This window comes from Amycolatopsis sp. WQ 127309 (assembly GCF_023023025.1).
Taxonomy (GTDB): Bacteria; Actinomycetota; Actinomycetes; order Mycobacteriales; family Pseudonocardiaceae; genus Amycolatopsis.
Genome location: NZ_CP095481.1, coordinates 6922405 through 6946366, shown reverse-complemented (window position 1 = coordinate 6946366; position 23962 = coordinate 6922405). Strand labels below are relative to the sequence as shown.

At 74.4% G+C, this 23962-nt stretch carries 5 protein-coding genes; all 5 read right to left on the bottom strand.

What is annotated here, in order from left to right; genetic code table 11:
- Positions 1 to 13: 13 nt before the first annotated feature.
- From MUY22_RS31390 to MUY22_RS31370, 5 genes are read right to left on the bottom strand one after another with little or no spacing between them, the layout of a single operon-like run.
- Positions 14 to 1222: a cytochrome P450 gene (locus tag MUY22_RS31390; RefSeq protein WP_247050608.1), complete on the bottom strand. Its 1209-nt coding sequence runs from the start codon at positions 1220 to 1222 to the stop codon at positions 14 to 16.
- Positions 1219 to 2499, bottom strand: a complete 1281-nt coding sequence (locus MUY22_RS31385) for an MFS transporter (RefSeq protein WP_247050606.1) — start codon at positions 2497 to 2499, stop codon at positions 1219 to 1221. Before MUY22_RS31385 ends, MUY22_RS31390 begins: the two co-directional genes overlap by 4 nt.
- Positions 2496 to 22271, bottom strand: coding sequence for a non-ribosomal peptide synthase/polyketide synthase (locus MUY22_RS31380; RefSeq protein ID WP_247050604.1), 19776 nt, complete (start codon positions 22269 to 22271; stop codon positions 2496 to 2498). Before MUY22_RS31380 ends, MUY22_RS31385 begins: the two co-directional genes overlap by 4 nt.
- Positions 22272 to 22328: 57 nt before the next feature.
- Positions 22329 to 23684, bottom strand: coding sequence for a serine hydrolase (locus MUY22_RS31375; protein WP_247050602.1), 1356 nt, complete (start codon positions 23682 to 23684; stop codon positions 22329 to 22331).
- A 56-nt stretch (positions 23685 to 23740) separates the two neighbouring features.
- Positions 23741 to 23941, bottom strand: coding sequence for an MbtH family NRPS accessory protein (locus MUY22_RS31370; RefSeq protein WP_247050600.1), 201 nt, complete (start codon positions 23939 to 23941; stop codon positions 23741 to 23743).
- Positions 23942 to 23962 lie beyond the last annotated feature (21 nt).

The following is a 23962-nucleotide window of genomic DNA, read 5'->3' as shown; positions in this document are numbered from 1 at the left end:
CCGATGACGCCGCTCAAGTGGTTTCGACGTCGAGCGGAAGACGTTTCACGCTGACGATCACCGCCGGATTCTGGAACTCGACCTGATCGTCGGACGCGACGGCGAGGTCGCGGTAGCGCTCGAAGAGGACTTCGAACGCCACCCGGCCCTCCAACCGGGCGAGCGGGGCGCCGAAGCAGAAGTGGATCCCGTGCCCGAAGGTGAGGTGCGGGTTCGGGCTGCGGCGCGCGTCGAACTCGCCGGGGCGATCGAAGCTCGCGGGGTCGCGGTTGGCCGCGGCCACGTCGGCCATCACGATCGAGTTCGCCGGGATGATCCGGCCGCCCAGTTCGACGTCCGAGGTCGTGCGCCGGCCGAGTTCGGGGAACGGCGGCAGCATCCGCAGCACCTCTTCCAGCGTGGTCGGCAGGCCGGCCGGATCGGCTCGCAGCGCGGCCGCGGCATGCGGGTTCCGGTCGAGGCTGACCACGGCGTTGCCCAGCAGTGCGGTCGTCGTGATGTGCCCGGCGACCAGCAGCAGCGCCACGAACCCGACGATCTCCTGGTCCTCCAGACGCTCGCCGTTGAACTCCGCCTGGACGAGCCGGCTGGTGAGACCGTCTCCGGGGTGGGCGCGGTGCTGCCGGATGTGGTCGAGGATGTAGGCGTTCATCTCGCGGATCGTCGGGGCGATCGCGTCGAGCGCGCGCTGGATGTCGTCCATGTCGGCCGACTCCCCCAGCTGGTCCCCGCCGAACAGCACCTGCGCCCACCGGGTGAACAGCGGCCGGTCGGCGACCGGGATGCCCAGCAGCTCGGCGATCACGATGATGGGGAGCGGGTAGGCGAGCGCGTCGACGAGGTCGATCCGGGACGCGCCGGCGACTTCGTCGAGCAGTTCGTGCGTGATGGCCTGGATCCGGGGTTCGAGCCCGGCCACCACGCGCGGGGTGAACGCCTGGGTGACCAGGGTCCGCAGCTTGCGGTGGTCCGGCGGGTCCATCCCGACGAAGTTGCCCCTGCGGAAGGTCTCGAAGTCCTCCTGGACCGGGGTGAGGCCGCTGAAGTCCGAGGAGAACGTGGCCGGGTCGGACAGCACGCGCGAGACGGTCGGGTGGTCGAGCGCCCGCCAGCTGCCCCGCTCTTCGTCGTGGTGCACCGGGCCGCCGCGTTCGCGCAGCTCGGCCGAACGCACCAGCAGGTCTTCGAAAGCGAAGGCGAGGCCGGGTTCCTGGGTGGTCATGGCTTCCTCTCGTCGGTGGGGGGCACGTCGGCGGGGCGTCCGCCCACCGGCTGGGGTTCGGCGGGCAGGGCGTCGGCGCGGGGGAAGTGGCGCAGGGTGGGGTTGAAGGTGACGACCAGGGTCACGAGGGCGATCCCGGCGGTGCACAGCACGACGGCGCCGCCGCCGGGGACGGCCTGCACCACCAGGCCGCCGAAGGCCGGGCCGGTCGCGGCCGACACCCCGCCGATCACGCCCATCACGCTGGTCAACCGCCCGCGCAGCCGGTCGGGCGTGAGCAGCAGCTGGTAGGTGCCGATCGTCGTGTTCGCGGTCGGCGGGAGCAGGGCCATGGCGACGAAAAGGGCACCCATCAGGTAACCGTCGTCGATGACGGCCGCGAGCGGCGTGAGCAGGGTCAGCACCCAGAACACGCTCACGATCGAGACGTACGGGCTGAGCCGGCGCTGCAGCCAGGGCGCGATCAGGGAGCCCGCGACCCCGCCGACGCCGAGCATCGCGGCCATCACGCCGATCTCACCCGAGGTGATGCCGCGGTCGCGCGCCAGGACGACGACGACGATGTAGTAGGCGCTGAAGAAGAAGTTCAGGCTCACCGCACACAGCACGGTGACGCGCACGTGCCGTTCCCCCCACACCCAGCGCAGGCCCTCGGCCATCTCTCGGCCCAGGTGCCCTTCGCCGCGCGGCACGGGCTCGTGGCGCGGGGCCCGCACGAAGCACAGGGCGACGAACGAGATCGCGTGGGCGAGCACGTCGAAGGCGAACGGGACGGCGCGCGCGAGGCCGTAGAGGAACCCGCCGAGCGCGGTGCCCGAGAGCTGGCCGAGCGCGCCGCGTGCCGAGTTCATCGCCACCGCGCTGGGCAGCTGGGTCGCGGGCACGATCCGGGCGAGCGTCGCGCCTTCGGCCGGGCCGAACAGCGAGCGGCAGCAGCCCATCACCGCCGCGACCGCGATCAGCTGGGGGATGCTCACGACGTCCAGCCAGACGGTCACGACCAGGCTCGCCACCGCCAGCGAATACACCGCCTCGCAGCCGAGCATGAGCTTCTTGCGGTTCCAGCGGTCGGCCAGCGCGCCGGCGGGCAGCCCGGCCACCAGCTGGGCCATCGCGTCCACGCCGAGCACCAGCCCGGACAGCGCCGGCGAGCCGGTCACCGCGAGCACCAGCAGCGGCAGCGCGATGACCGACGCGGCGAAGCCGGCTTCCGACAGCGCCTGGCTGCCCCACAGCAGGCGGTAGTCCCGGTTCCGGGACAGCGGCGGCGCGGTCATCGGCGCCCGCCCCGGCTGTCGGCCGCGATCTGCCGCAGGGCGCCGGCGAAGTTGGCGGCGACCGCTTCGACGGTCCGGCGCTCGTGGCGACCGGGTGCGTAGATCAGGGAGAACACCAGCTCGCCGTCCTGGACGGCGCCGACCAGGTCGAGCAGGTACGGGCGGTGCTCGGCCGGGTCGTGGTCGTGGCCGAGGGAACCGTGCTGGGCGGCGTACAGGCTCTCCGCCGCAGCCGTCCCGGCCCCCGAACCGTCCCACTGGCCGAGGTAGTTGAAGGAGATCTCGGGCCGGGGGCCGGTTTCGGCCAGCTTCCGCCGGACGTCCGGGGCGCCGAGATGGCGGAGAGCGCCGTAGCCGAAACCGTTGCCCGGTACGGCCCGCAGCTGCTTGCGGACGGACTTGACCAGGGTCCGCCAGTTCGCGCCACCGTCCACGGTCAAGGCCACCGGGTAGAGCGTGGTGAACCAGCCGGCGGTCCGGGTCAGGTCGACGCCGTCGAGGACGTCTTCGCGGCCGTGGCCTTCCAGAGCGATCGACACGTCCGCACGGCCGGTCCACCGCGCCAGGGCCCAGGCCAGCGCCGTCAGCAGGACGTCGTTGACGCGGGTGCGGTACGCCGCGGGGGCCGAGCGCAGCAGGGCGTTGGTGTCCTCGGCGTCGAGGACCACGGTGACCTCATCGGTCCCGGCGCTCCCGCCGTCGTGGTCCACCGGCAGCGTGCCGGAGGCGGGAAGGCCTGTCCAGTACGGGATTTCGTCGTCGAACCCGCTGGCACGGACGTGTGCTGCGAGCCGGTGCGACCAGTCCCGGAACGACGTCGTCCGCGGGCCGAGGTCGATCGGGGCGCGCCGGAGCGCCTGCTGGTAGGCGGTGTCGAGGTCGTCGAGCAGGATGCGCCAGGAGACCGCGTCGACCACGACGTGGTGCGCCGCCAGGAAGAGTTTCGGCCGCCACCCCGGTTCGGCGGTGGCCAGGACAGCTTCGAGCAGCGGGCCCCGGGTCAGGTCGAAACCGGCGTGGACGGCGTCGGCGATCCGTTCCAGCGCGGCCGGGCGTTCGGCCTCGGCGACGGCGGTCAGGTCGTGGTGCCGCAGCTCGGGTCCCGGGTCGAGACCGGCGTTGTGCTGCCGCCAGCCGTCCGCGGTCCGCTCGAACCGCATCCGCAGGGCGTCGTGGTGGGCCCACACCGCCGCCAGGGCGCCTCGGAGCGCGCCGGCGTCGAAGCCGTCGGCGAGGTCGACGAGCATGGACTGGTTGAAGTGGTGCGGGTTCACGGTGTTGGTCGCGAAGAACCAGTCCTGGATCGGGGTCAGCGGCACCGGGCCGACGACCGGCCCGTCGGGCTCGGTCGCTTCGGACACCGCGGTCGCCTGCGGGGCCAGTGCCGCGATGGTCTGGTGCAGGAACATGTCCTTCGCGGTCAGCCGCAGCCCGGCCTGCCGGGCCCGGGACACGACCTGCATGCTCAGGATGGAGTCGCCGCCCAGCTCGAAGAAGTTGTCCTCCGTGCCGACCCGGTCCAGGCCCAGCACCTGGGCCCACACCTCGGCGAGCACGCGCTCGGCGGGCGTCACCGGCTCGACGTGGCGGGCGGCCGGCTCGGCCATCGCGGTGACCACGGGCAGGGCCCGCCGGTCGACCTTGCCGCTCGGGCCGAGCGGGAGCGCGGCGAGCGGCAGGAACGCCGACGGCACCAGGTGTCCTGGCAGCGACCGGCCCAGGAACTCGCGCAGGTCGGCGGCGCCGGGCGGGTCGTCCGGCGAGGCCGCGACGAAGCAGGCGACCAGGCGCTTGTGCCCGGACTCGTCCTGCTGCACGGCCGCGACGGCGGCGGTGACGCCCGGGTGGCGCAGCAGCGCCGACTCGACCTCGCCCAGCTCGATCCGGAAGCCGCGGACCTTGACCTGGTCGTCGGCCCGGCCGGTGAACTCCAGCTGCCCGGCCGCGGTCCAGCGAACGACGTCGCCGGTGCGGTACATCCGCTCCCCCGGCGCGCCGAACGGGTCGGCCGGGAACCGGTCCGCGGTCAGGCCCGGGCGGTCGAGGTAGCCGCGGGCCAGGCTCGGTCCCGCGACGTACAGCTCACCCGCGACGCCGATCGGGACCGGCGTGAGCGCGTCGTCGAGGACGTAGACGCGGGTGTTCGGGATCGGCCGGCCGATCGGGGGCGCCACGCCTGGGACGAGCGGTTCGCTCCACGTCGCGACGACCGTCGACTCGGTGGGGCCGTAGGCGTTGATCATCCGACGTCCGGGCGCCCAGCGGGCCACCAGCTCCGCCGGGCAGGCGTCGCCGCCCACGACGAGCGTGCGCAGGTGCGGCAGGGGCACCTCGGGCACGGTCGCCAGCGCGGCGGGCGGGATCAGCGTGTGGCTGATTTCGTGCGTGGTGAGGAATTCGGCGAGCGGCTCCCCCAGCAACGGCCCGGGCGGGACGACGACGAGCGCCGCGCCGGCAGGCAGGGCCAGGCACAGCTCCAGCACCGCGGCGTCGAAGCTCGGCGAGGAGTACGCCATGACCCGGTCGCCTTCGGTCACGCGCAGGTGCTCGGCCTCCGCGTCGGCGAAGCCGGTCAGCCCGGCGTGGGTGACGACCACGCCCTTGGGGCGGCCGGTCGACCCGGACGTGTAGATCACGTAGGCGGGACTGCCCGGCCGCGGCGGGGTGAGTTTCGCTCCCGGGTCCGCGGCGAACGCGGCCGGGTCGTCGAGCGAGAGCACCGGGACGCCGTCGGGCACGGGCGGGGCGAGGGCGTCGAGGGTGAGCACCAGCGCCGGGTGGGCGTCGGTGAGCATGAACGTGATGCGTTCGAGCGGGTAGGTCGGGTCGACCGGCAGGAACGCCGCGCCCGTCTTCAGGACGGCGAGCTGCGCGACGATGATGTCGACCGACCGGGGCAGGGCCAGCGCGACGATCCGTTCCGGGCCGATGCCGCGCGCGGCGAGCACCCGGGCCAGCCGCTCGGCGCGGACGTCGAGTTCGGCGTAGGTGAGGGTGCCGTGCTCGGCGGAGACGACCGCGATTGCGTCCGGGTGCCGCCGGGCCCGGGCTTCGATGCGTTCGGGCAGGGTTCCGGGCGCCACCGCGCGGCCGGTGTCGTTCCACGCGCCGAGCAGCCGGCGGCGTTCGTCCTCGCCCAGCAACGGCAGCCTCGACAAGGGCCGCGCCGGGTTCTCGGCGATGCCGGCGAGCAGGAAGCTCAGGTGCTCGGCGAGGCGGTCGATCGTGGCGGCGTCGAACAGGTCGGTGTTGTAGGTCAGGGCCGCGTGCAGCACGTCGTGGTCCGGCTGGAACTCGACGGTGAGGTCGAAGTTCGCCGCGGTCGCGGGCTGCGCGACGTCTTCGGCCTCGAGGCCGGGCAGCCGGGCCGGTTCCCGCGGGCTGTTCTGCAGCACGACCATCGCCTGGAACAGCGGCGTGCGGCTGGGGTCGCGGCCGGGCTGGACGGCGTCGACGACGCGGTCGAACGGCAGGTCCTGGTGGTCGAACGCCGCGCGGACCCCGGCGCTGACCTCGTCGAGGAAGTCCGTGAACGGCTGGTCCGGGCGAACCCGGGACCGCAGGACGAGGGTGTTGACGAAGAACCCGACGAGGCTTTCCAGCTCGGCGCGCTCGCGGCCGGAGGTGACCGTGCCGACGGCGACGTCGTCCTGCCCGGCCCAGCGGCCGAGCAGCACCTGGCAGGCCGCGACGAGGGTGGTGAACAGGGTGGTCCCCCGCTGCCGGCTCACCTGCTCGAGCCGGGCGGTCACCGCGGCCGGGACGAGAAGTTCCCGGGTCGCGCCGCTGGTGGTGCGCACCGGCGGCCGCGGCCGGTCGGCAGGCAGCTCCAGCGGGGTGAGGTCACGCAGGCGCTCGGTCCAGTAGGCGACCTGGCCGGCGAGCACCCGCTCGGCGAGCAGACCGCGTTGCCAGGCCGCGAAGTCCGCGTACTGCACGGGCAGCGGCGGCAGCTCCGCCGGCTCGCCTCGCAGCGCGGCGGTGTAGCGCAGGCCGATCTCCTCGGCGATCAGGCCGTTGGACCAGCCGTCGGTGACGATGTGGTGCACGGTCACGGTGAGCACGTGCTCCCGCGGGGCCAGCCGGATCAGCTTGACCCGCAGCAGCGGGCCTTCCCGCAGGTCGAACGGCTCCTCGCCGTCGGCCCGCAGGACCTCGGCCAGCGCCGCTTCCCGCGTGTCGGCGAGGTGGTCGCCCAGATCGGTGACGGGCACCGGCACCGTGGTCGGCGGGTGCACGACCTGGACGCCGTGGCCGTCGACCGAAGCGAACGTGGTGCGCAGCGGCTCGTGCCGGGCCACCAGGCCGGTGAAGGCCTCGGCGAGCGCATCGACGACCAGGTCGCCGTGCAGGCGCACGGCCGTGCTCGTGACGTACTCGGTGCCGCCGGGCTCGAACTCGTCGAGGAACCACAACCGCTGCTGGGCGAAGGATTGCGGCGGCGCCTGGTCGCGGGGCGCGGCGGGGATCGGGTCGGCGGCGGTGCGGGCGGCCCCGACGGTGTCGATCGCCGCGGCGAGCCGGGCCACCGTCGGGTGCGCGAACACCGCGCGCGGCGACATCGAGACGGCGAATTCGGCCAGCAGCCGCGAAACGAGCCGGATGCTGAGGATCGAGTCGCCGCCGAGCTCGAAGAAGTTGTCCTGCGCGCCGACTCGTTCGGTGCCGAGCAGCCGCTGCCAGATTTCGGCGACGGTCTGTTCGGTCACGGTGGCGGGCGGGACGTACGCCCGCTGGGCGGGGATCGGGCCGTCCGGCGCGGGCAGCGCCCGGCGGTCGACCTTTCCGTTGCGGTTCAACGGAAGGACGGGCAGCACGAGGACGACCGCGGGCACCATGTACTCGGGCAGGGTCTCGGCGGCGTGGGCGCGCAGCTCGTCGGGGTCTGCGGTACGCCCCGGTACGGCGACGACGTGGGCGACCAGCCGGCGGGTGCCGGCGGCGTCCGTGTGGACCGTCGCGATCGCCTGCGCGACCGCCGGGTGGGCGGCCAGCACGGTTTCCACTTCGGCGGGCTCGATCCGGAAGCCGCGCAGCTTGACCTGGTCGTCGGACCGGCCGAGGAACACCAGGTCGCCGTCGGCGTCGCGGCGGACGACGTCGCCGGTGCGGTACATCCGCTTCCCCGGCGCGCCGAACGGGTCGGCGACGAACCGGTCGGCGGTCGGGCCCGGGCGGCCGAGGTAGCCGCGCGCCAGGCCGGGTCCGGCGAGGCACAGCTCGCCCGGCGAACCGGCCGGCAGCGGGCGCAGGTCGCGGTCCAGCACGTAGGCGCGGACGCCGTCGAGCGGGCGGCCGATGGGGATCGAGCCGGGCACGTTCCCGGTCACCCGGAAGGACGTGGCGAACGTGGTGGTCTCGGTGGGGCCGTAACCGTCGACCACGACGAGGCCGGGGCACGCGGCCTGGACCGCACGCACGGCCGCGGGCGGGACGACGTCGCCGCCGGTCCACACCTCGCGCAGGCCGCGCAGGGCGTCCGGCGCGTCGTGGGCGAGGAGCCGGAACAGGCCCGCGGTCAGCCACGCCGCCGTCACGCCGTGCGCGGACACCGCGCGCCGCAACGATTCCACGGTCAGGTCGGGGGCGTCGGACAGGACCACGGCGCCGCCGGAGAGCAGCGGGACCCACAGTTCGTAGGTGGACGCGTCGAAGGCCAGCGGCGAGTGGGCGAGCACCCGGGTGTGGGCGCCACCGGCGAACCGGCCGTCCTGGGCCAGCGCGGTGATGTCGCCGTGGCACACCGCGACGCCCTTCGGCGTCCCGGTCGAGCCCGACGTGTACATCACGTAGGCGAGGTTGCTGGGATCCACCGTGCGCTCCGGCGCCGACGGGGATCGCTGCTCGCCCACCGTCAGCATAGGTCCACTGTGGACAGCATCGGTGGTGGTCACCCAGGTGGGCCCGGCAACCACGACCGACACCGCGGCCTCGGCGAGCACGGCCCGCAGCCGCTCGTGCGGGGCCCGGGTGTCCAGCGGCACGTAGGCCGCCCCCGCCTTGAGCACGGCCAGCTCGGCGACGACGTGGTCCGCCGACGGTTCGAGCAGCAGGCCGACGCGGTCCTCCGCACCGACGCCCAGCTCGATCAGCCGGTGCACCAGGTGGTTCGCCCGTTCGTCCAGCTCGGTGTAGGTCAGGGTCCGGCCGCCGGCGACGACCGCGGGCGCATCCGGGGTGCGGCCGGCCTGCTCGGCGAACAACGCGGGCACCGTCGCGGCGGGCGCGGCGCCGCCCGGGCCGTGGGCGTCGGCGAGCACCTGGGCGCGTTCGGCGCCGTCGACCCACGGCAGCCGCGCCAGCGGGCGGGCGGGATCGGCGGTGACGGCGTCGAGCAGCAGGCCGAGCCGGTCGGTCATGGCCGTGATCGAGCCGGCGTCGAACAGCGCCGGGTCGTAGGCGAGGTCGAGCGCGAGGCCCTCGTCGAGGGATGCGCGCAGGCACAGCGGGAAGTTGGTGGCGTCGGCCGAGGCGACCTCGACGACCCGGGGCGCGCCCGTGGTGGCGGGTTCGCTGATCGGGTAGTTCTCGAAGACCACCATGCTGTCGAACAGGTTCTGTCCGGCGGCGATGTCGCTCAGCGGCCGCAGCCGGCCCAGCGACACGAAGTCGTGGTCACGAGCCTCGCTCTGCGCTTCCTGCAGCTCCCCCAGCCACGCCGCGACCGGCTGGGTGCCGTCGAGGCGGACGCGGGTGGGGATGGTGTTGATGAACATGCCGATCATGGTTTCGACGCCGGCCAGGTCGGCCGGGCGGCCGGACACGGTGGTGCCGAACACGACGTCCCGGTCCCCCGACAGCAGCGACAGCAGCAGCGCCCAGGCGCCCTGCACGACGGTGTTGACGGTCAGGCCGTGGGTCCGGGCGAACTCCCGCAGCCGCAGGGTTGCGGCCGGCGCCAGCTCGGTGCGGACGGAGTCGGTCGAGCGGGACCGGTGGGCTTCGGCCGGCGGCCGGTCGTAGGGCAGCGCGGTCGGGGCGTCAAAGCCGGCCAGGGTGGCGCGCCAGAACTCGTCGGCGCGGGTTTGGTCGCGCTCGGCCAGCCAGCCGAGGTAGTCGCGGTAGGGGCGGCGGGTGACCAGGCCCGGCCGGGCGCCGGCGGCCGCGGAGGCGTACTGCTCGCACGCCTCGGCGAAGACCTGGGCCGAGCTCCAGCCGTCGAGCAGGACGTGGTGGGACGTCCAGACGAGGTCGACCTCGTCGCCGGGCAGCGCGGCGATCGCCAGCCGGGTCAGCGGGGCGCGGGCCAGGTCGAACGGGACGGCGCGGTCGGCCTCCAGGAGGTCCCGCACGGCGTTCTCGCGAGCCGCCGGGTCGAGGTGGCGCAGGTCGTGGTGGGTGACCGGCAGCGTGGCCGCGCGGTCCACCACCTGGACGGGCTCGTCGACGCCGGTCAGGACCAGCCGGGTCCGCAGCACCGGGGTGCGGTCGAGCACCCGCTGCCACGCCGCGGCGAGCCCGGCGGGGTCGGCGACCCCGGCGAGGCGCACGCGGACCTGTTCGAAGTAGGCCGGGGAGCCGCTGTCGAACAGCGTGTGGAACACCATGCCGGCCTGCAGCGGCGTCAGCGGGTAGACGTCCTCGACGCCCCGGCCGTCACCGGCCACGACGTCCAGCTCGCGCTGGCTCAGCCGGGCGAGCGGGAAGTCCGCGGGCGTGCGGCCGCCGGCCTCGGGAGTGGCGCAGTGCGCGACGATCTCGCGCAGCGCCTCGGTGAGCTGCTCGGCGAGGCGCCGGACGGTGCTTTCGTGGTGCACGCCGGGGGAATACGTCCAGGCCAGCTCGAGCCGGCCGTCGTCGACGATGCCGACGACGTCGAGCAGATAACTGCGCGGCCGGGCGTCTTCGTCGTCGCCCAGGTCGCCGCCGAAGCCGCGGTAAAGGCCGCCGTCGTCACCGGCGGCGGTCCACTGCCCGAGGTAGTTCAGCGAGATCTGCGGGGTGCGGCGCTCGCGCAGGGGCGAGTCGGGTACGAGACGGCTCAGCGCGCCGTAACCGAGGCCCTTGCCGGGCACGGCCCGCAGCTGCTCCTTGACCGCCTTGAGCGTCGGTCCCCAGTCCTCCGTGTCGGGCAGCGTGAGCGCGACCGGGAACTCGGCGGTGAACCAGCCGACCGTGCGGGACAGGTCGAGGTCGTCGAAGATCTCCTCGCGGCCGTGTCCTTCCAGCGCGACGAGCACCCGCTCGCGCCCGGTCCACCGGGCCAGGACCCGGCCCAGCGCGCTGAGCAGGACGTCGTTGACCTGCGTGCGGTAGACGTCGGGGACCTGGTGCAGCAGGGCGTCGGTGGTGGCGGCGTCCAGGCCGACGGTGACCGTGCGAGCGCCGGAGGGCTCCCCCACCGCGTCGACCGGCAGGTCCGCGGCCGGGCCGGTGAGCACCCCGGTCCAATACGGCAGTTCGGCGTCGAGCCCGCCGTCGCGGACGTGGGCGGCGAGGCGGTCCGCCCAGCGGAAATAGCTGGTCGTCCCCGGCCCGAGGTCGACCGGCCGGCCCGCGAGGACCTGGCGGTACGCGGTTTCGGTGTCGGCGAGCAGGATCCGCCACGAGACGCCGTCGACGACCAAGTGGTGAATGGTCACCAGCAGGGACGGCGGCCGCGCCGGGCCGAAGGTGAACAACACGGCCGCGACGAGCGGGCCGTCCCCGACGCGCAGGGTCGCGCGGGCTTCGGCCGCGGCGGTGCGCATCGCCGCGTCGACGTCTCCCTCCACAGTGGACAAGTCGACCTGCCGCAGCGCCGGGATCTCCGCGTCGGCACGGAATTCCTGCTGCCAGCTGTCGCCGGTGCGGGTGAACCGGGTGCGCAGCGCGTCGTGGCGCGACAGCACCGCGGCCAGGGCGGTGCTGAGGGCCGGGACGTCCACGTCGGGATCGAGTTCGGCCACTGTGGACATCGTGAACCGGTCGTGGCCGGTGTCGAAGAACCACTGCTGGATCGGCGTGAGCGGGGCCGCGCCGGTGAACGCCGCCTCGGGACCGTCGGCCACGTCCGTGCCGGCGATTAGCGCCAGCTCGGCGATGTTCTGGTGGCGGAAGACGTCCTTGGACGTCAGGCGCAGGCCGTGCTGCCGGGCCCGGGAGACGACCTGGATGCTCAGGATGGAATCCCCGCCCAGCGCGAAGAAGTTGTCCGTCACCCCCGGCTGCTCGACGCCGAGGACGTCGGCCCAGATCGACGCCAGCAGCCGCTCGGCCGGCGTGCGCGGCGCGGTCCGGCCGGCGGCCGGGGCCACGAGCGGCGCGGGAGCGGGCAGCGCACCGCGGTCGACCTTGCCGCTGGCCGCCAGGGGCAGCCGGTCGAGCGGGACGAACACCGTGGGCACCAGGTGGTCGGGCAGGGTCGCCTTCAGCCGGGTCCGCAGGTCACCCGGGTCGTCCTTCGTGACGACGTAGGCGACGAGCCGCGCGTGGCCGTCGTCGCGGCGCGCGACGACCACCGCGTCGGCGACCTCGGGCAGGGCGCGCAGGGCCGCTTCGACCTCGCCGGGCTCGATCCGGAAGCCGCGGATCTTGACCTGGTCGTCGGCGCGGCCGAGGTACTCCAGGTGCCCGTCGCGGGTCCAGCGGACGCGGTCGCCGGTGGCGTACATCCGGTTGCCGGGCGGGCCGAACGGGTTCGGCAGGAACTTCTCCGCGGTCGTTCCGGGCCGGTTGAGGTACCCGCGGGCGAGCTGGGCGCCGGCCAGGTGCAGTTCGCCGGGGACGCCGATCGGCGCCGGGCGCAGCCGCTCGTCGAGGACGTAGGTCCGCACGTTCCCGACCGGGCGGCCGATCACCTCCCGCGCGGTCGCGTCGATCCGGACGAGGGTCGCGTCGACCGTGCATTCGGTCGGGCCGTAGATGTTGAACGCCGTGACGCCGTCGCTCGCGCCGAGTTCGCGCCACAGCGCGTCCCCGACGGCCTCCCCGCCCAGCAGCAGCACCGACGGCCGGTGTCGGCTCGCGTCGAGCAGGTGCCGGGCGAACGACGGCGTCGAGTTGACCAGGTCGATCCCGTGATCGGCGACGTATTCGGCGAGCAGAGCGGGGTCGAGGCGGGTGTCGCCGTCGATCACGTGCAGCTCGTGCCCGGCCGTCAGCATCAGCAGCAGCGCTTCCCACGACGCGTCGAAGGAGAACGCGGCGGTCAGCGCCACTCGCAGGCGGTCCTTCCCGGCCGCGGCGGTGAACTGCTCCGCGTGGTCGAGGGCCAGGTTGGCCAGCGCGCGGTGGCTGACGACGACGCCCTTGGGCACGCCGGTCGAGCCGGAGGTGTAGATCGTGTAGGCCGCGTGATCGAGCGACAGCAGTTCGCGGCGGTCAGCGTCGGAAAGGTCCACATCGGACACCGAGTCGGAGACGGAGATCGGTTCGGTGACCACGAGCACCGGGCGGGTGTCGGCGAGCAGCGCGTCCCGGCGTCGCGCGGGCAGTTCGGGGTCCAGGTACAGGAGGACGGCCCCGGCCTTGAGCACGGCCAGGATGGTGACGACGAGATCGGCGGACCGGGGCAGGGAAACGGCCACGAACCGCTCCGGGCCCGCGCCGCGGCCGGCGAGATCGCGGGCGAGCCGGTTCGCGCGGGCGTTCAGCTCGGCGAAGGTCAGCGCGGTGTCGCCGCAGACCAGCGCGGTCGCGTGCGGGGTGCGCGCGGCCTGCGCCTCGAACAGCTCGGTCACGGTGCCGCCGGGCGCCGGGCGGTCGGTGGCGTTCCAGGTCTCGACGACCAGGTCGTGCTCGGCCGCGGGCAGCAGCGGCAGCGCGTCGACGGGCCGCGTGGGATCGGCCGCGACGGCGGTGAGCAGCACCGTCAGGTGCTCGGCGAAGCGTCCCATCGTGGCCGCGTCGAACAGATCGGTGCTGTAGTTCAGCAGGCCGCGCAGGCCATCGGGGCGTTCTTCGAACTCGATGCTGAGGTCGAACCCGGCGGTCGTCATCGGCAGTTCGAGGTCGCTCGCGGCGAGCCCGGCGAGGGCGGGCAGCCGGTTGCCCGCGTTCTGCAGGGTCACCAGCACCTCGAACAGCGGCGTGCGGCTGGTGTCGCGCTCGGGGCTCAGCTCGTCCACGATCCGCTCGAACGGCACGTCCTGGTGGGCGAACGCGTCCAGGACGGTCCGGCGGACGGTGGTCAGCAGCTCGCCGAAGTCCTGGCGCCCGTCGAGGCGCGATCGCAGCACGACGGTGTTGACGAACATCCCGACGAGGTGCTGCACCTCGGGGTGGTCACGGCCGGACGTGATCGTGCCGATGGCGACGTCGTCCTGCCCGGACCAGCGGCGCAGCACCAGCTGGCAGGCCGCGGCCAGGGCCGTGAACAGGGTCGTGTCGCGGTCGGCGGCCAGCCGGCGCAGGCCGGCGAGCGGTTCGGCGCCGAGGGCGAACTCGTGCTCGGCGCCGTGCGACGTCCGGGTCACCGGCCGGGGGCGGTCGGCAGGCAGGTCGAGCGGGCGCAGGCCGTCGAGCTGCCGGCGCCAGAAGCCGAGCTGATCCTCGACGGGCAGTTCCCGTTGCCACGCGGCGAAGTCCGCGTACTGGATCGGCAACGCGGGCAGCTCCGGGTGCTCGTTGCCGTAGAGGGCGGCGAGTTCGCCGACGAGCACGCCCATCGACCAGCCGTCGGTGACGATGTGGTGCAGGGACAGGACGAGGGCGTGGTCGTCCGGGGCGACGCGGGCGAGCCGGGCCCGCAGCAGCGGGCCGCGGGTCAGGTCGAACGGCCGGGCGAGGTCGTCGGCGAGCAGCCGTCGCAGGTCGCCGGGGTCGTCGGAGAGGTCGGTGACCGGCAGCGCCGGTTCCCACGGCTCGCCGACGATCTGGCGGGGCTTGCCGTCGGTGACGCCGAACGTGGTGCGCAGGGACTCGTGGCGGGCGATCAGGGTGTTCAAGGCCGCGGCGAGGGCGTCGGCCCGCAGGTCGCCGCGCAGCCGCACGCCGAAGACGGTGACGTGGTCGGTACTGCCCGGGGCGAACTCCTCGAGGAACCACAGCCGCTGCTGGGCGAACGACAGCGGCAGGTCGTGCTCGCGGGTCACCGGGGGGATCGCCGCGATGGTGACCGGCGTGGTGGCCAGGCTCGCCGCGAGCCCTTCGACGGTCGGGGTGTCGAACACGCTGCGCGGGGAGACGTCGACGCCGAGGGCGTCGCGCAGCGCGGAGGCCAGCCGGATGCTGAGGATGGAATCCCCGCCGAGCTCGAAGAAGCTGTCCTGGGCGCCGACGCGGTCCAGGCCGAGGGTGGCGGCCAGGACCGCGGCGACCGTGCGTTCGGCGTCGGTGCGCGGCTCGACGAACTCCGCGCCCGCCGGGCCGGCGGCGGCCGGGGCCGGCAACGCGCGGTGGTCGAGCTTTCCGTTGCGCGTCAACGGCATCGCGTCGACCGTGACGAACGCCGACGGCACCATGTACTCGGGCAGCGACCGGGCCAGCCGCTCGCGCAGCAGGGCCGCGGCGGGCGGGTCGTGCGGGTCGGCCGCGACGACGTAGGCGACGAGCCGCTTGCGGCCGGGCTCGTCCTCGCGGGCGAGGACAGCCGCCGAGCCGACCTCCGGCAGGGCGAGCAGGGTGGCCTCGATCTCGCCCGGTTCGATGCGGAAGCCGCGGATCTTGACCTGCTCGTCGGCGCGGCCGCGGTAGCGCAGGGCGCCGCCGCCGGTGCGGGACACCAGGTCCCCGGACCGGTACATCCGCGAGCCGGGCGCGCCGAAGGGGTCGGCGACGAACCGGGCGGCGGTCAGCCCGGGACGGCCGAGGTAGCCGCGGGCCAGGCCGGCCCCGGCGACGTGCAGTTCGCCCGGCACGCCCGCGGGCACGGGGTTCAGGTCGGCGTCGAGAACGTAGCCGCGCAGGTCGGGCAGGACCTCACCGACGAGACCGGGAGCGTCGGACACCAGGTCGTGGTGGGTGACGTGGACGGTGGTCTCGGTGATGCCGTACATGTTCACCAGCCGCGGGGTGTTCCCGTGGCGGCGGAACCAGCCGGCCAGCCGGCGCGTGTCGAGCGCCTCCCCGCCGAAGATCACGTGCCGCAGCGCCAGCCGGGCGCCGGTTTCGGGATCGTCCTCGTCGGCGCGGCAGAGCTGGTAGAACGCCGACGGCGTCTGGTTGAGCACGGTGACGCCTTCGTCGGCCAGCAGGCGCAGGAACTCCCGCGGCGACCGGGAAACGGCGTGCGGCACCACGACGAGCCGGCCGCCGTGCAGCAGCGGCCCCCAGATCTCCCAGACGGAGAAGTCGAAGGCGTAGGAGTGGAACAGCGTCCACACGTCGTCCGCGCCGAAGCCGAACCGGCCGGCGGTCGCGGCGAACAGCCGCGTGACGTTGCGGTGCGGGATCACCACGCCCTTGGGCTGCCCGGTCGAGCCGGAGGTGTAGATGACGTAGGCGGGGTGGCCGGGCGCGCACCGCGGCGGCGGGTCGGTGTCGGGGCCGGTCGCGTCGACGTCTTCGGGGGTGAGGACGGCGACGGGGGCGGTGTCGGCGAGCATCCGCTCGACGCGCTCGTCCGGCGTGGCCGGGTCGATCGGCAGGTAGGCGGCCCCGGCCTTGAGCACGGCGAGGATCGCGACGACCTGCTCCGGCGAGCGCGGCAAGCGCAGGGCGACGTACCGCTCGGGCCCGGCGCCGAGCGCGATCAGCCGGTGCGCCAGCCGGTTCGCGCAGCGGTTGAGTTCGGCGTAGGACAGCGAAGTGCCCTCGCCGGTGAGCGCGATCGCGTCCGGGGTCGCGGCCACCTGAGCGGCGAAGAGGTCCGTGATGGTCGGTGCGGGCAGCGACGCCGGGGCGGGGACGTCGGCGAGCTGCGCCCGGTCGGCGGCCGAGAGCCACGGCAGCCGGGCGATCGTGCGGTCCGGGTTCTCGGCGAGCGCCAGCAGCAGGGTCTCCAGCCGGGCGGCCAGCGCCTCGGCGGTGGCCGTGTCGAACAACGCCGGGTCGGTGGCCAGTTCGAAGCCCAGGTGCTCGCCGGCGTAGGCGCGCAAGGTGATCGGGAAAGTGGTGGCGTCGAGCGCGGTCACCTCGCGCAGGGTGACGCCGGCGCGGGCGGCGGCGTGTTCGTCGAACGGGTAGTTCTCGAACGCGACCATGCTGTCGAACAGGTTCTGCCCGGCCGGGACGTCGCTGAGCGAGCGCAGCCGCCCGAGGGCGACGAAGTCGAAGCGCCGCGCGCGGTTCTGCTCGTCCTGGAGTCGCCGCAGCCACGGCAGCACCGGTTCGCCGCGGTCGATCCGGGTGCGCGTCGGGATGGTGTTGATGAACATCCCGATCATGGTCTCGACGCCGGGCAGGTCGTCGGGCCGGCCGGAGACGGTCGTGCCGAACACGACGTCGTCCTCGCCGCTCTGGTGGGCCAGTAGCAGCGCCCACGCGCCCTGCACGATAGTGTTGACGGTCAGGCCGTGGCGCCGGGCGACGTCCCGCAGGCGGGCGGTGTCCCCGGCGGTGAGGGAACCGCGCACCGGCTGCGCGGTCCGCGTCCGGTGCGCGTGGGCCGGTGACCGGTCCCAGGGCAGCGGCGTCGGCGTGGCGAAGCCGGCCAGCACCTCGCGCCAGTGCTCTTCGGCCGCGGTGACGTCCTGTGCGGCCAGCCAGGCGAGGTAGTCGCGGAACGGGCGGTGGGCCGGCACGCGCGGGACGCGGCTCCCGGTGATCGCGGCGTACTGCTCGACCACCTCGGTGAAGATCTGGGCCAGGCTCCAGCCGTCGAGCACGATGTGGTGCGACGTCCACATCAGCAGCACCCGGTCGTGGCTCAGCGCGATGATGCCCAGCCGCATCAGCGGCGCGGCAGCCAGGTCCATCCCGGCGGCGGCGTCCTCGGCCGAGAGCCGGTCCAGCTCGGCGGCCTGCTCGGCCTCGGTCAGGCCGCGCCAGTCGTGGCGGGTGATCGGCACGACCGCGCGGCGGCGCACCACCTGCAGGGGTTCCTCGACGCCGTCCCAGACCAGCTGGGTGCGCAGCACCGGGGTCCGGTCGGCCACCTGCTGCCAGGCCCGCGCGAACGCCTCCGGGTCGCGGACGCCGTCGAGCAGCATCCGGGCCTGGTCGACGTAGGCGTCGGCGGTGGGGTCGAGCAGGCTGTGGAAGAGCATGCCCGCCTGCAGCGGCGTGAGCGGGTAGACGTCCTCGACGTCGTGGCCGTCGCCGGCAATCCTGTCCACAGTGGATTGATCGAGGCGGGCGAGCGGGAAGTCGGACGGCGTGCGGCCGCCGGCGCCGGGCGCCGCGCAGTGCGCGACGATCTCGCGCAGCCCCGCCAGCATCGCCTCGGCCAGCTCCGCCACCGTTTCCCGGTCGTTGACCTGCTCGGAGTAGCTCCACGTCAGCGACAGCTCGCCGCCGTCGACGACACCGGTGACGTCCAGCTGGTAGGTGGTCGCCTCGTCCGGCGCGATGTCCGCGCCCGTGCCGTCGAGCCGGCCGCGGAGGAGCCCTTCGCCGCCGCCTCCGCCGTCCCAGCGGCCGTGGTAGTTGAAGCAGATCTGGGGCAGCGGGAACGTCTGCAGGGCGTGCCCGGGATCGCCGAGGTGGCGCAGCGCCTCGTAGCTGAGGCCGCGGCGCGGGACGGCCCGCAGCTGCTCCTTGACCGCCTTCAGGGTGGCGCCCCAGTCCCCCGCCGGTGGCAGGTCGAGCGCCACCGGGAACTGCGTGGTGAACCAGCCGACCGTGCGGGAGAGGTCGACGCCGTCGAGGACGTCCTCCCGGCCGTGGCCCTCCAGCGCGATCAGGACGCCGTCCTGCGTGGTCCGGTCGGCCAGGGCCCGGCCGAGCGCGCTCAGCAGCACGTCGTTGACCTGCGTCCGGTAGGCCGCGGGGACCCGGTGCAGCAGGGCGTCAGTGTCGTCGGCGCCGAGGGCCACGGTCAGCGTCCGCGCGGAGCCGGTGGTGCCGGCGCCGTCGTGGTCGACCGGCAGGGCCGTCGGGACGCGACCCGCCACCCGGGTCCAGTGCTCGACGTCGCCGTCGAAGGCACCGGAGCGGACGTGCTCGCGCAGCAGGTGCGCCCACCGGGTGAACGTCGTGCCCGCGGCCGGCAGCCGGACGGCGGCACCGGCGCGGGCCTGGTGGTAGGCGGTGTCGAGGTCGGCGAGCAGCACCCGCAGCGACACGCCGTCGACCACGAGGTGGTGCACGGCCAGGAACAGCAGCGGCGGCCGGGTGCCGCGCACCAGCAGCACGGCTCCGGCGACCACGCCGGTCGTCAGGTCCAGCCCGGCGCGCACCTGGCCCGCCGCGGCCTCGATGCCCGCGCGCTGCCCGGCTTCGCCGAGCGAGGACAGGTCGCGGCTCCACAGCACCCCGGTCGGCGGCGTCGGCACGACTTCCTGCCGCCACTCGCCGTCGAGGTGGAAGAACCGGGTCCGCAGGGCCTCGTGGTGGGCGGCAACGGCGTCGACCGCGGTCCGCAGGGCGTCGTGGTCGACGTCGGCGGGCAGTTCGAGCAGCTGCGACATCGTGAAGTGGGCCAGCGGGCCGTGGGTGCCGAAGAACCAGTGCTGGATCGGCGTCAGCGGCGCGGGTCCGGTGATCGGCGCCGTCACGTCCGGAGCGAGCGCCGCGGCGGTCTGCACCACGGTCGCGAGACCGGCGATGGTCTGGTGCAGGAAGATGTCGCGCGAAGTCAGCCGCAGCCCGGCTTGACGCGCCTGGGCGACGACCTGGATGCTCAGGATCGAGTCGCCGCCGAGGCCGAAGAAGTTGTCCTCCACCCCGACGCGGTCGTTGCCGAGCACCTCGGCCCAGATGGCCACCAGCTGGTGCTCGACGGCGGTCCGCGCCGCGACGTAGGCCTGGTCGCCGTCTTCCGGGACGCCGGGTGCCGGGAGGGCCCGGCGGTCGACCTTCCCTTGCGGGGTCACGGGAACGGCGTCGATCGGGACGTACGCCGAGGGCACCAGGTAGTCGGGCAGGGTGGCCCGCAGGGCCTGGCGCAGGTCGGCTGACGACGGTGCGGCCAAGCCGGCCGCGACGACGTAGGCCACCAGCCGGGCGTGCCCGTCGTCGCCGCGGTGGGCGACGACCACGGCGGCGGAGACGTCGGGCAGGCGCAGCAGCGCGGCCTCGACCTCGCCGGGTTCGACGCGGAAGCCGCGGATCTTGACCTGGTCGTCGAGGCGGCCCAGGTACTCCAGCTGTCCGTCCGCCGTCCAGCGGACGCGGTCGCCGGTGCGGTACATCCGCTCGCCGGGCGCGCCGAAGGGGTTCGCGACGAAGCTGCCGGCGGTCCGGCCCGGCCGGCCGAGGTAACCGCGCGCGAGCTGCGCCCCGGCCAGGCAGAGTTCGCCCGCCACGCCGATGGGCACCGGCCGGAGCTCTTCGTCGAGGACGTGCGCCCGGGTGTTGGCGAGCGGGCGGCCGAGGACCGGCCGGGCGGTCGCGCCGACCCGGCCCGACACGGCGTCCACTGTGTACTCGGTCGGGCCGTAGAAGTTGTGCGCCACCGTGACTTCGGCGTCGGCCAGCGCGCGCCAGAGCGTCTCGTCGAGGGCCTCGCCGCCGAGCATCAGGATCTTCGGGCGGTGCCGCGGGTCGGTCAGCAGCCCGGCGGGCACGAGCCGGCGCAGGTAGGTGGGCGTCAGGTCGAGGAAGTCGATCCGGTGCTCGGCGATGTGGTCCACGAGGGCGTGCGCGTCCAGCCGGACGTCGTCGCCGAGGAGGTGCAGCTCGTGGCCGTCGGCCATGAGCACCGGGCCTTCCAGCGAGGTGTCGAAGGAGAGCGTCGCGGTCAGCGCGACGCGCAGCCGTTGCCCCGGTGCGGCGAAGTCGTGGCGGTGGTTGACCAGCAGGTTGGTGAGGTTGCGGTGCGGCACCGCCACGCCCTTCGGCCGGCCGGTGGAGCCGGAGGTGTAGATGACGTAGGCGGTGTTGGCGGGCCGCAGCGGGGCGACGCGGTCGGCGTCGGTCAGGTCGGTGCCCGGGTACTGGTTCACCGCAGCGGTGGTCTCCGGCGTGCCGAGGACGAGCCCGGCGCCGGGCGTGGTCTCGTCGCCGGCGTGGGTGACGACCAGGGTGGCGTGCGCGTCGCTCAGCAGCAGCTCGATCCGGTCGGCGGGCAGGGCCGGGTCGATCGGCAGGTACACCGCGCCGGCCTTCAGCACCGCGAGCAGCGCGACGATCGCGTCGGCCGTGCGCGGCAGGGCGAGCGCAACGACCCGTTCCGGGCCCGCGCCCAACGCCACGAGGTGCCGGGCGAGCCGGTTGGCGCGGTCGTTCAGCTCGGCGAAGCTCAGCGTGGTGGCCCCGGCGACCAGCGCGGTCTCGTCCGGGATGCGGCGGGCCTGGGACTCGAACAGCTCGGTGAGGGTGGCCGCGGGAACGTCCCGGCCGGTGTCGTTCCACTCGGCGAGGCGCCGCCGCTCGGCGCCGGTCAGCAGCGGCAGCGCGCCGACCGGGCGGGCGGCGTCGGCGGCGATGCCGGTCAGCAGCACGGTGAGGTGCTCGGCCAGCGCGGCGGCGGTCCGCTGGTCGAACAGGTCGGTGTTGTACTCCAGCGATCCTTCGAGGCCGGCGTCGGCCTGCTGGAACTCGACGGTGAGGTCGAAGTTGGCCGCGCGCCGGGCCACCTCGACCGGTTCGACGGTGAGCCCGCCGAAGTCCGGCTGCCCGCCGGGGCGCCCGTGCAGCAGCACCATGGCGTCGAACAACGGGTTGCGGCTGGGGTCACGCTCGATCTTCAGCGCTTCGACGAGCTTCTCGAACGGCGCTTCGGCGTGGTCGAAGGACTCCAGCACCGTCGTGCGGACGGCGCCGAGGAACGCCTCGAACGGTGCGGCGGAGTCCACTGTGGACCGGACGACGACGGTGTCGACGAAGAATCCGACCGTGCGCTCGAGTTCGGGGCGGCCCCGCCCGGAGACGACGGTGCCGAGCGCGATGTCGTCGCGGCCGGTGTACCGGGCGAACAGCACCTGGCAGGCCGCGACGAGCACGGTGTAGAGCGTCGTGTCGTGGGCCCGGGCCAGGTCGGCGAGCGCGGCGGTGACGTCGGCCGGGACGCGGAAGCCGTGCAGCGCGCCCGCGGTCGTGCGCACGGCGGGCCGCGGCCGGTCGGCCGGCAGGTCGAGGGGTTCGACGCCGGCCAGCTGGGTGGTCCAGTAGGCGAGGTGCCGGTCCAGGGCCGGGCCGGCGAGCCGGTTCCGTTGCCACACCGCGAAATCGGCGTACTGGATCGCCGGCTCGGGCAGGTCCGCGGGTTCGCCGCGCACGGCGGCCGCGTACAGGACCCCGAGCTCGCCGACCAGGATGCCCATCGACTCGCCGTCGGTGACGACGTGGTGGGCGGTGAGCAGCAGGACGTGGTGCTCCGCCGCGACGCGCACCAGCAGCAGCCGGACCAGCGGGCCGCGGCGCAGGTCGAACGGCCGGGCGTACTCGGCGCCCAGCACCTCGTCGAGGTCGGCGGGCCGCAGCGCGGGATCGGCCGTCAGGTCGACCGTCCGCACCGGGACCTCCGGGGCCGGGTGGATGACCTGCACCGGCGTGCCGCCGGTGTCGTCGATGGTGGTGCGCAGGGATTCGTGGCGCGCCACCAGTTCCCCGAGCGCGCCGGTGAGCGCGGCGGTGTCGAGCGCCCCGGTGAGCCGCAGCCCGACCGCGCTGTTGTACTCGGCGTCCCCCGGCCGGAACTCGTCGAGGAACCACAGGCGCTGCTGGGCGAACGACAGCGGCAGGTCGTCCTCGCGCGGGGCCCGGCCGATGACGTCGGTGCGCTCCGCCCGCCCGGCCAGCCGGCGCTTGAGCGTCTCGCGCAGGTCGGCGGGCAGCGCGTCGATGCGGCTCTTCCTCGAGGTGGTCATGGTTCGCTTTCCTCACAGCACTTTTCGGGGTGATCCGGGGCGGTCGGGCGAGGCGGGTCAGGACGCCTTGCGGCGCCGGCGGGCGACCCGGCCCCCGGCCTGCATGGCGCTGACGGTCCCGGTGGCCGGATCGGTCAGGAAGCGGCCCCCGACGATCCGGCGGCCGGTGCCGGGCTCCCGCACCGAGAACGCCCCGTTGTCGAGCACCGCCAGCTCCGGGTAGACCTCGCCGTCGACGACCAGGACCGCGCCGCCGTCGGCGCGCACGTCGACGTGGTACTCCAGGTCGCCGTTGGTGTAGCTGCCGGACAGGTCGGCCGGCGGCCGGGTGGCCCGCTCCCCGTCGCCGGGCAGCTCGTAGTCGCCGACCGGCAGCCCGGCGGCGCGCAGTTCGGCGACCAGGTCGACCCACAGCGCCGAGCCGGCGCCCGCGTTCGTGGTGAGCGCGACGACGCGGTCGTGCCCGGGGTCCACCCGCAGGTGGCACGAGGTGCCGTCGGCGGTGCCGTCGTGGCCGGTCCAGTCCGCGTCGGCGCCCCGGTAGGCGGCGAGGCCGAGACCCCAGCCGTCGGCCAGGCCGAAGGGTTCGGCCCCCGGCACCGGACGCCGCATCAGGTCGAGCAGGTCCGCCGGCAGCGGGCTCTCGCCCCCGCTGAACGCCCGGCCGAACACGACGAGGTCGTCGGCGCTGAGCGCGAGCGCGCCGGCGGCGGCCTCGACGCCGCTCAGGGTCTGCGCGACCGGCCGGGCGCGTCCGGTGACGGCGTGCACCGCGTGCCCGCTGACGTGGGTGCCGGCCCGGCGCCGGGCCCCCGGCTCGACGACGAACGCCGGGACGATCCCGAGCGTCTCCAGCAGGAGCGTGTCCACCGCCTCCCACCAGCTCATGCCGGTGATGGCCTCGACCACGTAGCCGGTGAGCACGTACCCGACGTTGGAGTAGGAGAAGCCCAGCCCGGGCGGCTGGACGAGCCCGGCGTCGCGGCACGCCCGCAGGTACCGGCGGGCCGACCCGGTGCTCTCCGCGGCACCGAGCGCGGCGGGCAGACCGCCGGTGTGGCTCAGGACCTGCGCGAGCGTCGGTCTGCCGACCTGGGTGCCGAGGTCGGCGAGGTGGTCCCCGAGCGCGTCACCGGGGTCCAGGTCGCCGTCGGCGACGAGCAGCATCGCCAGCGCGGCGGTGAACGCCTTCGTGATGGAGCCGACCGGGAACTTCGAGGCGGCGGTGACGTCACCGACGGCGACGGAGCGCGTCCGGCCGCCGTCGTGGACCGCCAGCTGGGCCGCGGGGACCCGGTGCTTGCGGGCCAGGCCCGCGAGCAGCCGCCGCAAGCGGTCGTCCCCGAGAGCGGCGGGGCCGTCCTGGGCCGGGATGTGGTGGAGGGACTGGGTGGATGCCGAAGGAGAGGGCACTAGCGGGAAACCTTCCGGGTGGGTCGAGCTGCTCGGGTGGACCGGGATCGGGAGACTCAGGCGTCGGCGGCCATCTGGCGCTGCAGGCTCAGCGGGCGCATGTCGGTCCACACCTCGTCGACGTGGTCCATGCACTCCTGGCGGCCGCCGCGGAAGCCGTCCGCACGCCAGCCCGCGGGCACCTCGTTGGTCAGCGGCCAGAGCGAGTACTGGCCCTCGTCGTTGACCAGCACCTGGAACTCGATGTCGTCCTGCATGTCGGTTTCCTTTCTCGGGGG